A 14,778-nucleotide genomic window follows, 5' to 3' on the forward strand; every position below is an offset into this window, starting at 1 on the left:
TATAAATTGATTAGATAATTAATTATTAAATTGCTAAACCAAGGAAAATTTTTCCTTGGTTTATTATTGAAACGTTATAAATAATTATTACAATATTATATCAAGTTTAAACTTGACATTAGAATATTTTAAATATTATTCTTAATTAAGAATTAAAATTTTTAATTAAATTATTAATTTTTAAATAAATTGTTAAAGGTTGATAATTGAATTTTTTATGTTTTATAACAGGGAGAATATTGTGAAAAGAAAAGATTTTATTCTATTTATAATATTTATATTTATTTTAATAAGTTTATTACTGATATCGTGTGGTCCAAAAAAGGAAGAATTACTTACTGATGGATCTCAGGACGGAGTTACGCTACAAGATGTTGAGGAAACTTTGGAACAAAAGATACAAAAGGAAAAAGAAATTGAAGAGATTAAAAGTAAAATTCCTAAGGGGGTGGGGGTAGCACAAATATTAAAATTACATAATGATCATACATGTGATCTTGTCGATTGGGAGCGTAGGAAGATTGTGCCAGGCTTACTTGGTATTATTATAAAAGTGTCATTAAATTTTTATTTTAATACATATGATTTAGGCGAATTCTATAATTTATTTTACAAGCTTGAATATGAGAAAGATTTAGAATCAAGGCGTAAATTTTACCTAGCTTTTGAATATAATGATGATCTTTTGAAACCTTTTGCATATGTTTATGGTAGATTATCTTATGATATTACTAATAGATCATCTTATGATGAACAAACTAAGGCTGAAATACTTAAACTAAAAAACAATATAGTTGGCAGATTAAGAAATTATGCTAAAGCTTATTATATCGATGTACATAAAGCTTTAGAAGTTAAAAAAGATAAACTTGATGTACTATCATTGAAAGATATACTATTCTTAAAAAGAAAATTAAATGAAATTGAATTGGCACAAGAAAAATTAAGAACTGATATAATACAACAATTTGTAGATGATTTTAAACAATATGAGCCATATGGTATAGATTCTAAACACGATGTATGGCTATATCTTAAAGATAAGTTTAATGACGACTTTAATGCTAAATGTGATGCTGTTATAGCTTTATCTGCTGACATTAAAAAGATATTTGAGAAGATTCCAGTAAAGCATTAATTATAAATTGATTAAATAATTAATTATTAAAATAAACCAAGAGAAATTTTTACTTGGTTTATTTATTGAAGTCCTATAAATAATTATTACAATATTGTATCAAGTTTAAACTTGACATATGAATATTTTAAATATTACTATTAAGTAATATCTGAAATTTAAAAATTAATTATCAATTTTTAAATTGAGTGTTAAAGATTAATAATTAATTTTTATATTATGGGGGAGAATATTTTGAAGAGAAAGGATTTTATTCTATTTATAATATTTATATTTATTTTAATAAGTGTATTATTGGTATCGTGTGGGCCAAAGAAAAAATATGCCCCTGTTGCTAGTGTTATGACACGAAGAAAAGTGGATGTGCCTTTAAAAAAATCACCATTTGGTATTGTACCTAAAGATTTAACTGATTCTGGAGTTTCTGTTAAGTCTCCTGATGCTAATCCTGTTGGTTTTCCTGGTTCTGATCCTGTCAAGTCTCCTGGTTCTGATCCTGTTAAGTCTCCTGATGCTAATCCTGTTAAGTCTCCTGATGCTAATCCTGTTAAGTCTCCTGATGCTAATCCTGTTGCCGTTCCTACTAATGATGAGGAAACTCCAGAACAAAGGATGCAGAAAGAAAAACAAAAAAAGATTGGAGAGATTAAAAGTGGAATTCTTAGCGTAGCAAAATATCTGTCAAGATATGATAGTTTTTTTAATGATAGTGAGGCTTGGACTAGGAGGGAGATTATCCCAGCCTTTTCTGGTTTTAAAGCAAGAGATCCGTTGTATAATAGTTTACATGATTTAAGCATACCCCGTGGTTTATTTTTTAAACTTACATACGAAAATCCAACGGGTTCAAAAAAATATCTTGACACATATGAAGGTTCTAGATTAATGAACAAATTTTACCTAGCTCTTGAATATAATGATAGTCTTTTGATACCTTTTATGTATGTTTATGGTAAATTGTCTTATGCTCAAGGAAACAATAGTGAAATACTTAAACTAAAAAACAGTATAGTTGAAAGATTAATAAAGTATGCTGAAGCTTATTATATAGATGTATATAAAACTTTAAAAACTCAAGCAAATAGATTTGATGAGCTATCTTTGAAAAATGTACGATTCTTAAAAGGCAAATTGGATGAAATTGAATTGGCAAAACAAAAATTAAGAACTGATATAATACAACAATTTGTAGATGATGTTAAGAAGTATGAGCCATATAGTATAGATTCAAAACACGATGTATGGCCACATCTTAGAGATACGTTTAGTGATAAGGACTTTAAGACTAAATGTGATGCTGTTATAGCTTTAGCTGCTGATATTAAAAATATCTTGGATAATATCTAATAAAGATTAATTGTAAATTAATGAAGTAATTAAATACAATAAATATTAAATTCATAAACCAAGGAAAATTCTTCCTTGGTTATTTATTGAATTACTATATATGATGTATAATTAAACTTGACATATCAATGTGGTTAATATTATTATCAAATCATATTAAAATTATTAGTTTTTGACAATCAACTGAAAAATTAATTATTAATTTTTAAATTTTATAATAGGGAGAATATTTTGAAACGAAAAAATTTTATTCTATTTATAACGTTTATATTTGTTTTAATAAGTTTATTACTGATATCGTGTGGACCAACGAAGTATGCCCCTGTTGCTAGTTTTATAAAGGGGAAAAAAGGAGGTGGGACTTCTCAACAATTGCCATTTGGTGTTGTTCTTGAAGCTTTAACTGGTCCTTTGAAACCTATTGTTCCTCTAGTTGACTCTCTAGTTGATAAGGAAACTTTAGAACAAAGAATGTACGAGAAAAGAGAGATTGAAGAGATTAAAAGTAAAATTCCTATCGGATTAGAAAGAATATTAAAAACGCATGATCATGTTGGAACTGAGATAAATGATAAATTGATTATTCTACAGTTTCATGGTGATTTTTTAGTAAAAACGTTTAGTTATTTTGTTGGTGAAGAAAAGTGGCTTGTTCGGGCTGAGTATCCCGTAGGGGCTCTCTCTACTTTATTTTGGGGCCTTACATATGATGATTCTTTGGAATATTTAGAAGGAGATAACTTTGAATTACTGAAAGAATTTTATCTAGCTCTTGAATATAATGATGATCTTTTTAGTCCTTTTGTATATGTTTATGGTAAATTATCTTATTTTCAACGAAACACGGATGAAGTACTGAAACTAAAAAACAATATAGTTAAAAGATTGAGAAATTATGCTAAAGCTTATTACATAGATGTATATCAATCTTTGTTAGTTAAAAAAGATAAACTTGATAAACTATTGCTAAAAGATGTACTATTCTTAAAAAGCAAGTTGAATGAAATTGAATTGGCAAAACAAGAATTAAGAACTAATATAATACAACAATTTGTAGATGATTGTAGGCAGTGTGTGCTATATAGTCTAGATTCGAAACACGATGTATGGCCATATCTTAGAGATACGTTTAATGAAGACTTCGATACTAAATGTGATGCTGTTATAGATTTAGCTGCTGATATTAAAAATATCTTGGATAATATCTAATAAAGGCTAATTATATTTAATTAAATAATTAAATATAATTACTATAAATAAATGCATAAACGAAGGGAAATTCTTTCTTGGTTATTTGTTGAAGTGCTATAGGTAATTATTATAATATTGTATAGGGTTGAAACTTGACATATGCATATTTTTAATATTATTATCAAATAATATATGAAATTATCAATTTTTGAGTTGATTGTTTAAAGATTAATGATGAAATTTTAAATTTTATAATAGGGAGAATATTTTGAAACGCAAAAATTTTATTCTATTTATAATGTTTATATTTGTTTTAATAAGTGTATTACTGGTATCATGTGGGCCCAAAAAAAAGTATGCCCCTGTTGCTAGTGTTATGACACAAGGAACATTGGATGTGCCTTTTAAAAAACCATCATTTGGTGTTGCACCTAAAGGTTTAACTGATTCTGGAGTTTCTGTTGCTCCTGGTCCTACTGCTCCTGCTGTTCTTGTTGCTCCTGGTCCTACTGCTCCTGCTGCTTCTGATGATGTTGCTGCTACTGCTGATGTTGATCCTGATAATGAAACTCCAGAAGAAAGTATGCAAAAAGAAAAAGAAATTGGAGAGATTAAAGGTAAAATTCCTGTAGAAGTAAAAGAAATATTAAAAAAACATTCTCTTGCTGGAACTGATGTGAGTAAGAAATTGATTATTCCAGAGTTTGGTGGTCATTTTGTAAAAAAATTTCGTTATTCTTTTTTTGTTGATGATAAAGAAGAGCATGTCTATTTTGAGCGTAACTTAGGAGTTCTCTCTACTTTATTTTGGGATCTCTTGATAGATGATGGTGTTAAAGGTGAATATTTAAAAGAAGACAACTTCGAATTACAGAAAGAATTTTATCTAGCTCTTGAATATAATGATGATCTTTTGAAACCTTTTGCATATGTTTATGGTAGATTATCTTATGATGTTGCTAATAGATCATCTTATGATCAGCATACCAAGAATGAAATAGTTTCACAAAAAAACGATATAGTTGATAAATTAAGAAATTATGCTAAAGCTTATTACATAGATGTATATCAATCTTTATTAGCTAAAAAAGATAAACTTGATAAATTATTGCTAAAAGATGTAAGGTTCTTAAAAAGTAAATTGAATGAAATTGAATTGGCAAAACAAAAATTAAGAACTGATATAATACAACAATTTGTAAATGGTGTTAAGAATTATGAGCCATATAGTTTAGATTCAAAACACGATGTATGGCCACATCTTAGAGATACGTTTAATGACGACTTTAAGACTAAATTGTATTATGTTATAGATTTAGCTGCTGATATTAAAAATATCTTGGATAGGATCTAATAAAGATTAATTGTAAATTAATGAAGTAATTAAATACAATAAATATTAAATGCATAAACCAAGGGAAATTCTTTCTTGGTTATTTGTTGAAGTGCTATAGGTAATTATTATAATATTGTATAGAATTAAACTTGACATATGCATATTTTTAATATTATTATCAAATAATATATGAAATTATCAATTTTTGAGTTGATTGTTTAAAAATTAATTATTAATTTTTAATTTTATAATAGGGAGAATATTGTGAAATGCAAAAATTTTATTTTATTTATAATGTTTATATTTATTTTAGTAGGTGTATTACTGGTATCGTGTGGGCCCAAAAAAAAGTATGCCCCTGTTGCTAGTGTTATGAGACAAAGAAAAGTGGGTATGCCTTTTAAAAAACCACCATTTGGTTTTGAACCTAAAGGTTTAACTGATTCTGCTGCTATTTATGCTCCTGCTGCTGCTCCTGCTGTTCCTGTTGCTCCTGGTCCTACTGCTCCTGCTGCTGTTGAGGATCCTTATGCTCCTCAGGATCCTGCTGATGTTGAGGCTACTGCTGCTGTTAATGCGTTTTTTTCTTATTTTAAGGGTCCTAATGATAATGAAACTCCAGAAGAAAGTATGCAAAAAGAAAAAGAAATTGGAGAGATTAAAGGTAAAATTTCTGTAGAAGTAAAAGAAATATTAAAAAAACATTTTCTTGCTAGAACTGATGTGGGAGAGAATGTGATTATTCCAGAGTTTGATGGTCATTTTGTAATAAAACCGATTACTGTTTTTGTTGGTAAAGAAATACAGGTTGTCGATCGTAAGTATAACTTAGGCGTTCTCTCTACTTTATTTTGGGATTTCTCGATAAATTGGGGTGTTGAAAGTAAATATTTAGCAATAGGCAACTTCGAATTACAAAAAGAATTTTATCTAGCTCTTGAATATAATGATGATCTTTTGAAACCTTTTGCATATGTTTATGGCAAATTATCTCATGATATTGCTAATGGATCATCTTATGATGAGCATACCAAGGATGAAATAATTGAAAAAAAAATCTATATAGTTGAAAACTTAAGAGATTATGCTAAAGCTTATTACATAGATTTATATCAATCTTTATTAGATACAGAAGATAAACTTAATGATAAATTATCGCTAGAAGGTGTAAGGTTCTTAAAAAGCAACTTGGATGAAATTGAATTGGCAAAACAAGAGTTAAGAACTGATATAATACAACGATTTGTAAATGATGTTAAGAAGTATGAGCCATATAGTATAGATTCGAAACACGATGTATGGCCACATCTTAGAGATACGTTTAATGACGACTTTCAGACTAAATGTGATGCTGTTATAAATCCTGCTTTAGAGATGAAGGATCTTTTGGATAGTATCCAGTAAAAAGATTCATTGTAAATTAATGAAGTAATTAAATACAATAAATATTAAATTCATAAACCAAGGGAAATTCTTCCTTGGTTATTTGTTGAAGTGCTATAGGTAATTATTATAATATTGTGTAAAATTAAACTTGACATCCTTATGCAACAGCCATATGATGTCATTTAATGTTTAAATATAAACAACCAGTTTATTTTGAAAAATAAGGAGAATATTTTGAAAAGAAAAAATTTTATTCTATTTATAATGTTTATATTTGTTTTAATAGGTGTATTACTGGTATCGTGTGGGCCCCAAAAAAGATATGTTCCTGTTGCTGCTAGTGCTATGACACAAGGAACATTGGATATGTCTTTTGAAAAACCACTATTTGATGCTGCACCTAAAGGTTTAACTGATTCTGAAATTTTTGATGACTTTCTTGCTGCTCTTGGTGCTGCTCATGTTAAGTCTGATGATGATAGTCTTGCTGCTTCTGCTGATCCTGCTGATGGTGAGACGTTTCTTTCTTATTTGAATGATCATGATAATGAAACTCCAGAACAAAGGATGAAAAAAGAAAAAGCAATTGAAAAGATTAAAGGTAAAATTCCTGTAGAAGTAAAAGAAATATTAAAAAAACATTCTCTTGCTGGAACTGAGATAAATAATAAATTGATTATTCCAGAGTTTAATGGTCATTTTTTAATAAAACCGATTAATGTTCTTGTTGGTGAAGAAAAGCAGATTAAAAGTTTTAAGTATAACTTAGGCGTTCTCTCTACTTTATTTTTGGATCTCTTTACAGATGATGGTGTTAAAGGTGAATATTTAAAAGAAGACAACTTCGAATTACAGAAAGAATTTTATCTAGCTCTTGAATATAATGATGATCTTTTGAAACCTTTTGCATATGTTTATGGTAGATTATCTTATGATGTTGCTAATAGATCATCTTATGATCAGCATACCAAGAATGAAATAGTTTCACAAAAAAACGATATAGTTGATAAATTAAGAAATTATGCTAAAGCTTATTACATAGATGTATATCAATCTTTATTAGCTAAAAAAGATAAACTTGATAAATTATTGCTAAAAGATGTAAGGTTCTTAAAACGTGAATTGAATGAACTTGAATTGGCAAAACAAGAATTAAGAACTGATATAATACAACGATTTGTAAAAGGTGTTAAGAAGTATGAGCCATATAGTCTAGATTCAAAACACGATGTATGGCCACATCTTAGAGATACGTTTAATGAAGACTTTGATATTAAATTTTATTATGTTATAGATTTAGCTGAGAGAATTAAAAATATCTTGGATAAGATCCAGTAAAGGTTAATTGTAAATTAATGAAGTAATTAAATACAATAAATATAAATGTATAAACCAAGGGAAATTCTTCCTTGGTTATTTGTTGAAGTGCTATAGATAATTATTATAATATTGTGTAAAGTTAAACTTGACATCCTTATGCAACAGCCATATGATGTCATTTAGTGTTTAAATATAGACAACCAGTTTATTTTGAAAAATAAGGAGAATATTTTGAAACGAAAAAATTTTATTCTATTTATAGCGTTTATATTTGTTTTAATAAGTGTATTACTGGTATCGTGTGGGCCCAAAAAAAAGTATGCCCCTGTTGCTAGTGTTATGACACAAAGAAAAGTGGATGTGCCTTTTAAAAAACCGTCATTTGGTGTTGCACCTAAAGGTTTAACTGATTCTGGAGTTTCTGTTGACTCTCCTGGTGCTCCTGGTGCTGTTGCTGCGTTTCTTGCTTATTTTAATGATCATTATAATGAAACTCCAGAACAAAGGATGCAAAAAGAAAAAGAAATTGAAGAGATTAAAGGTAAAATTCCTGTAGGATTAAAAGAAATATTAAAAAAACATTCTCTTGCTGGAACTGATGTGAGTAAGAAATTGATTATTCCAGAGTTTGATGGTCATTTTTTATCAAAAAAGTTTGGTCATTTTTTTGGTCAAAAAGAGCTTGATCAGGGTTGGTATAATTTAGGCGTTCTCTCTACTTTATTTTTTAATCTCTTGACGTATAATGGTGCTTTGGAATATTTAAAAGAAGACAACTTCAAATTACAGAAAGAATTTTATCTAGCCCTTGAATATAATGATGATCTTTTTAAACCTTTTGCATATGTTTATGGTAGATTATCTTATGAAGTTGATCTTGGATCATTTTATGATGCGAAAACCATGGGTGAAATATTTTTACGAAAAAACGATATAGTTGACAGATTAAGAGATTATGCTAAAGCTTATTACATAGATGTATATCAATCTTTATTAGCTAAAAAAGATAAACTTAATGATCAATTATCGCTAAAAGGTGTAAGGTTCTTAAAAAGCAAATTGGATGAAATTGAATCGGCAAAACAAGAATTAAGAACTAATGTAATACAACGATTTATAAATGGTGTTAAGAAGTATGAGCCATATAGTTTAGATTCGAAACACGATGTATGGCCACATCTTAGAGATACGTTTAATGAAGACTTTAAGACTAAATGTGATGCTGTTATAAGGATTTCTGAAAAAATTAAGGAGGTCTTGAGTAATATCCAGTAAAGACTAATTGTAAATTAATTAAATAATTAAATACAATAAATATAAATGCATAAACCAAGGGAAATTTTTCCTTGGTTATTTGTTGAAGTGCTATAGATAATTATTATAATATTGTGTAAAGTTAAACTTGACATCCTTATGCAACAGCCATATAATGTCATTTAATGATGATTTTAATTAGTGTTTAAATATAAACAACCAGTTTATTTTGAAAAATAAGGAGAATATTTTGAAAAATAGTCTTTTTATTATATTAGTTCTAATAAATTTAATTGCATGTGATTCAAATTTGACCTATGAAAATATAAACCAAAAAGCACGTCAAGTAAAGGAAGAACTTAAGCGAAGAGAGGCAAAAGAAAAAATGGAATCACAAGAAGTATTAAAAAGGGCACTAACATTAATTCCAGAAGATGAAAAAACAGTACAAGATAGAGTGAGACGACAAAAAGAACTAAGAACAAAAGTAGTAAAAGGAGCCTAGATAATATTTACAACACCAAAGAAAACATCAAGAATATTAAGGCAAGTGTCAGGAAAAGAACTAAGGGAATAATTAGATAATTATTTTGCTATCATGAAATTGATAAAAGGTTAATGATAGAGTTTTTTATAATAAGGAGAATATTTTGAGGCATAAATTATCTATCATATCTACATTAATTTCTGTTATTACTTTGACTTGTAAGATAAATCTGAAAAATATTGAAGAGTTGGAACAGGCAATTAAAACAATAGAAGATGCTAAACAAATAGTATTAAAAGCACAAGAGGTAAAAGCAAATGCGGAATTAGATATTCGAATAAAAACGATAGAAGCAGAAGCAGAATTAGAGGCACAAAAAATTGCCAAAGAAGAAGAAGCAGCGGAAGAAAATATAAAGCAGGCACTTGTAAATTCAGGGCAAATAAAATTAAATGATATAAATCAAGAAATAGAACAGATACGACTCACAATAAAACAACAGCAAGACGATACAATACAAAAACAGAACCTTATTATAAAACAAAATATCATTAATCAGTTGAGGCTTAAAATTTTAGATAAACAGGCATTATTAAATATATACAGAGATATCAATTGGCCTGAACCTGATGATCACTTTAAAATGACAGATAAGATTACAAACGATCGACCATTTAATTATCTCAGTTATAACAAAGAAGATGTCTTAGATAAGAATATAAATCTTGCAGATGATTACAATGCTAATAAAAGAAGAAAAATTTACTTAATTTTTAAGTACAATAGGCAAGACATTCAAGAATATGGTGATGTTTTGCATTTATTAATAAATATTAATTATAAGAGTATTGCACAAAATATCATTAGTGCAATAATTGATCATTCTAAATATTACTATGAAATCGCAATATTGACACTGTATGATAAACAGGACAATCTTCATTTGTTAAATATCGAACAATTGAGTACATTGCAAAAAATATTTGGCGATCTTGAAAAACAAAATCAAGATTTTGAAGATTATTTGAATAAAATCCGTTTTGATTACTATAAAAATGCATTGCAAAATTTCAGAATAAGTGTATTTGCACATACTTTGCAATTGTTGCATATCAATGTTATGGTGAAAGATTTTGTTCAAACATTCAAAACAATTTTGGATGAAATATGATAAATCTTTGCTTAAATTTTTTGAAATCTTGATATTAAACATTAACAAATGTATAATGCCATTTAATAAGTATTGGTCAAATAATAATAATCGATAGATAACTTGTTTCTAAAAATAAGGAGAATATTTTGAATCATAAATTACCTATCATTTTCATATTAATTTCTGTTGTTACTTTGACTTGTAAGGCAAATCTTGAGAGAGTTGCAAAATTAGAACAAGCATTAAGAGAGATAGAATTACAAACAATAGAACAAACTAGAAAAAGTACAGTAGAAGTGAGTGAGATATCAGGACAAAAAAAAATCATAGCAGTAACGACAAACATAATACTAGATAAAATAGATTCATTAACAATAAATACAATGAGAAAAGTAGAGGAACTAGCTAAAAAAGAACAAGATTTAAAAACTCAAAAAGAAGATGTAAGAGAAGAGAAAAAAAGAATAGAAGAACAAGCAAAACAAAATTTGCGACAAAGACAACAACAAGTTGAGTTTGAGGAAGCAAAAATTGAACTAAAACAGAAAATTCAAGATATTCAAAAATCATTAATCTTATACAAAAATAATTATTACAATGAACCTATTGATCAATTTGGAATGCATGATATCGATAATCATCGTTATGCATTTGATTTTGCTGAAACACTATATGCAAAATACTCTGATCAGAAAAGTCAAGAAAATAGGCATAAAATTTATCTGCTATTTGAGTATAATGACACTTATATTAGATCTCTTGGTGAATTTCTTAACAAAATGGCTCAAAATATTGTATTAAAGTCTGAGTTTCCATCTAAAATGAGTTTACAATTTATGTCACAGAATGAAGAAGTGAAAGCTTTATTACAAGAGATATTATCTAGGATTGATCAATATTTTGAATTATACTTTCACACTGCATTTGATATATCAGAAAATGAACAAGAAGAAATTGATTTCTTAACACTTGATGATATCAAAAGGCTAAACAATATATTTGATGAACGTAAAAAAATAAACGATTATTGCAAAATATTTGTAAAGGAGATTTATAAGGATTTTCAAGATGATAAAGACGAAATCAGAACTGGTGAAATTACGAAATTAATGGAATATATTAAAAAAATTATGTATGATCAAAAATTTTTAGATATATTTAAAAACCTAGAAATGTTCGTTGCTCAATTTGAAAATTATGAATTAAAATAAAATGTAAAAATCTTATAATCTTGATATTAAATTTCAATAGATGTATAATGCCTAGAAACAAGTACTCTTGGGTCATAATAACTGATGGTTAGCTTGTTTGTAAAAATAAGGAGAATATTTTGAGTTATAACTTGTCTGGTGCATTTATTTTAATCAATTTAATTGCAATAACTACTTTAACATGCAAGCAAAATATTGAATCATTTAAAAAATTGAAAGAAGAGCTAAGAGAAGCAGAAAATATAAAAAATAACCCGGAAATTTATACTAAAAATGCACATACAGATGAAATTCGACAAAAAAAAATTATAGTAGCTAAATTGAGAGACAAAATTATAAGATCTAAATATACATTGCAAGCATATAGTAAAAATGATGATTGGATAGAAGATCATGTTTTATATGGCGTTGATAATCAACAAGTATTTAAGATAGCCAAAGATTACTATAATGGTGAGGTTTATGCAAGTCGTAACAACAGAAGTTCCAGAAAATTAATTTATTTAGCATTGGAGTATCGACGATTTGCTATTATTAACTTTGAGATAATCCTGAATAAATTGGCAGAAAAAGCAAATGCCAATATTACTTATAAACAAAATGAATATGATGTTAATACAGAATATAATATATTAATAGAAGATATTTTAACTTCATTTAAAAAATATGCCCACAATTATTTTGAAATTGCATTAATACCATTATCTCAAAAACAAAATAATCTTTACTATTTGAGTTTAAAAGATTTGCAACAGCTTAAAGATAAATTTGATGAACTTCAAAAAATAAGAGATGCTGGTAAAATATATTTAATGACAATTTATAATGACTTTCAAAATAATAAAGATAATATTAAAGATGGTGATGCTACCTATTTAAAAAATTATATAAATAATATGAAGTATAAATATAAATTTCAAAAATTAGCAAATAAAGCAGAAGAACTGGCATATCAAATTAGCCAAATTTTAAATGTAAAAAAAGTGCAAATATAATGATAAAATAATAATATTGCTGATGTTTGATTTGCAACAATAAGTGATTGTAAGTTGCTTGTAAGTATTAAAATAAGGGGGAATATTTTGAAAAAAATTTTGTTTATTAAAATTATATCATTTATAATTTTAACTGTTCTAATTGCTTGTAATTCAAGTCTTAAATCAAATTATGAAACACCAAGTCCTGCTATGCAAGGAGATATTTTTATAATAAGACCTACTCTATCAAATACTATAGCTATAAAAAAGATTTTAATAAACAAGATTAAAAGTAAAATTCAAACTTCTCTTGATTTAATGGGACAACATGCACAAGATATTATAAGAGAACCTGCCAAACAACTTGGAATACAATGTACCATTTTTGATGAAGTTTATTATGACAATTTAATACATAAGACAGGCAAAACGTATTCTATAGATAAAAATAAAATCAAACTATTTTATGCATCTCTAAATTACAACATAATGAGATTAAAATGGTTAGGAGATATTCTTCTTAAAATACAAAAGAATAATACTAAGCAAGGTAATAAACTTTACAATGCAATTATAGAAACGGGAAGGGAATATTCTCAAAAGCCATTTGAAGAAATTATTCATGAAGTAAACAAAGAACAAAATAAACTTATTCTTTTAAAAGCTGACAAACTAAAGGAAGTTATGGATAATTTAAATATAATTGAAAATTTAAGAATGATGTGGATAAAATTTATAGATATCATTATTGAAGACTATAGAAATAACACGGACATACAAAATGATAATAGTAAATTGATATTGTACATAGATACTAGATATCAAATGCTAAAAAATCAGATCAATAGTATTAAAGATATAGCTCATAGAATAAGGAAAATTTTAAAGACAATAAAATATTATTATTACATGAAAACACAGATTATTAATTTAAAATAACAGTACCATTATTTAACTAATTCCAATATTTTATATATTAAAAATATTGGAATAAAATTATATACTATCTAGTTCTTATAAATTCACTTAAAAAACTTCTTATATACCCTCAATGAGCATTATGACTAAATATTTTTATTATCAATATAAAAAACTTATTTACAAACTTGACATTTAAACAAAATAGTATATAATACTATATAAGAATGATTATTATTTAATAATAAAAAAGGAGAATATATATGAGAAATAACATTTTAAAGAACATAATTACTATATCTGCTTTAACAGCATTTATGCTTACCAGTTGTAATACTGATGGGACTTTGGCTATACCAACTGGTAGTCAAAAAGGTGGTGCAGATACTAAAACAAGTGGTGATGGTCCATCAAATATCCCAAGAGCTGATGGTGATGTTAATGGTGATGTTAATGGTGATGTTAATGGTGGTGTTAATGGTGGTGTTGATGATGGGGCTAAACAATTAGCAGATTTGATAGTTGTACTTACAACAAAAGTTGAAAAGGAAGTAAAGGTAAATAAAGATGGTAAAGAGCCTGATAATACTCAATATGGATTAAAAGACAGCGTATTTAAATTAATAAAGGATGATAAGCAGAAAACTTATGATGAAGATACAAATAAAGATACAAGACATAAATTTTATGGATCTTTGAGCTGGAAAAAAGAAGCAATTAAAGGCCTTGGAGAAGTACTTGCAAAGCTAGCAGGAGAGGCAGCTTATAAAGATACTTGGCCTAAAAATCTTGTAGAGGTGGGAGAAAAAGTACAAGGAGTAATTCAGGTTACATTTAAACAAATAGAAGACAAAAAAGAAAAGCTTAATACTTTAAGCCTTGAAAAAATAAATGAACTTAATGATCAAGTAAAAAAACTTGAAGAAGCAAGAAATACCTGGATAACATTTGTAGATGATTTAATTAAAGATTATAAGGCTGATAAAGATAGCATCAAAACTACTGTAAAAAATTTGGTAGATAAATACCTAACTCCAAAATACACTGATCCTCTTTCTGG

Annotated in this window: 13 protein-coding genes; all 13 read left to right on the forward strand. The window is 27.1% G+C overall.

Annotated features, from left to right (window positions below; genetic code table 11):
- The first annotated feature begins 241 nt into the window (after window positions 1-241).
- Window positions 242-1,138, forward strand: a complete 897-nt coding sequence (locus U880_RS0103105) for a virulence associated lipoprotein (RefSeq protein ID WP_024654724.1) — start codon at window positions 242-244, stop codon at window positions 1,136-1,138.
- 234 nt (window positions 1,139-1,372) lie between these two features.
- Window positions 1,373-2,485 (forward strand): virulence associated lipoprotein, encoded by a 1,113-nt coding sequence (locus U880_RS0103110; protein ID WP_024654725.1) that lies wholly within the window; start codon window positions 1,373-1,375, stop codon window positions 2,483-2,485.
- 231 nt (window positions 2,486-2,716) lie between these two features.
- Window positions 2,717-3,694: a virulence associated lipoprotein gene (locus tag U880_RS0103115; protein WP_024654726.1), complete on the forward strand. Its 978-nt coding sequence runs from the start codon at window positions 2,717-2,719 to the stop codon at window positions 3,692-3,694.
- Window positions 3,695-3,944: 250 nt separating this feature from the next.
- Window positions 3,945-5,030 (forward strand): virulence associated lipoprotein, encoded by a 1,086-nt coding sequence (locus U880_RS11475; RefSeq protein WP_024654727.1) that lies wholly within the window; start codon window positions 3,945-3,947, stop codon window positions 5,028-5,030.
- Between the two features lie 246 nt (window positions 5,031-5,276).
- Complete coding sequence (locus U880_RS0103125) at window positions 5,277-6,416, forward strand: virulence associated lipoprotein (protein ID WP_024654728.1); 1,140 nt, start codon at window positions 5,277-5,279, stop codon at window positions 6,414-6,416.
- Window positions 6,417-6,632: 216 nt separating this feature from the next.
- The gene (locus U880_RS0103130; protein ID WP_024654729.1) at window positions 6,633-7,736 is read left to right on the forward strand and encodes a virulence associated lipoprotein; all 1,104 of its coding nucleotides are present in this window, start codon (window positions 6,633-6,635) and stop codon (window positions 7,734-7,736) included.
- Between the two features lie 213 nt (window positions 7,737-7,949).
- Window positions 7,950-8,993, forward strand: coding sequence for a virulence associated lipoprotein (locus U880_RS0103135; protein WP_024654730.1), 1,044 nt, complete (start codon window positions 7,950-7,952; stop codon window positions 8,991-8,993).
- Window positions 8,994-9,222: 229 nt separating this feature from the next.
- Complete coding sequence (locus U880_RS0103140; RefSeq protein ID WP_235047999.1) at window positions 9,223-9,477, forward strand: hypothetical protein; 255 nt, start codon at window positions 9,223-9,225, stop codon at window positions 9,475-9,477.
- Window positions 9,478-9,622: 145 nt separating this feature from the next.
- Entirely contained in the window at window positions 9,623-10,630 is a 1,008-nt protein-coding gene (locus tag U880_RS0103145) for a virulence associated lipoprotein (RefSeq protein WP_024654732.1), read from the forward strand.
- Window positions 10,631-10,758: 128 nt separating this feature from the next.
- A complete protein-coding gene (locus U880_RS0103150; RefSeq protein ID WP_024654733.1) occupies window positions 10,759-11,823 on the forward strand; it encodes a virulence associated lipoprotein in 1,065 nt (354 codons plus the stop codon).
- Window positions 11,824-11,942: 119 nt separating this feature from the next.
- On the forward strand, window positions 11,943-12,818 hold the full coding sequence (locus tag U880_RS0103155; protein ID WP_024654734.1) for a virulence associated lipoprotein: 876 nt from the start codon (window positions 11,943-11,945) through the stop codon (window positions 12,816-12,818).
- Window positions 12,819-12,905: 87 nt separating this feature from the next.
- Window positions 12,906-13,739 (forward strand): complement regulator-acquiring protein, encoded by an 834-nt coding sequence (locus U880_RS0103160; protein WP_024654735.1) that lies wholly within the window; start codon window positions 12,906-12,908, stop codon window positions 13,737-13,739.
- 242 nt (window positions 13,740-13,981) lie between these two features.
- On the forward strand, window positions 13,982-14,778 hold a 797-nt coding region (locus U880_RS10000), incomplete at its 3' end, for a complement regulator-acquiring protein (protein ID WP_038359062.1).

Source organism: Borrelia hispanica CRI (assembly GCF_000500065.1).
Taxonomy (GTDB): Bacteria; Spirochaetota; Spirochaetia; order Borreliales; family Borreliaceae; genus Borrelia; species Borrelia hispanica.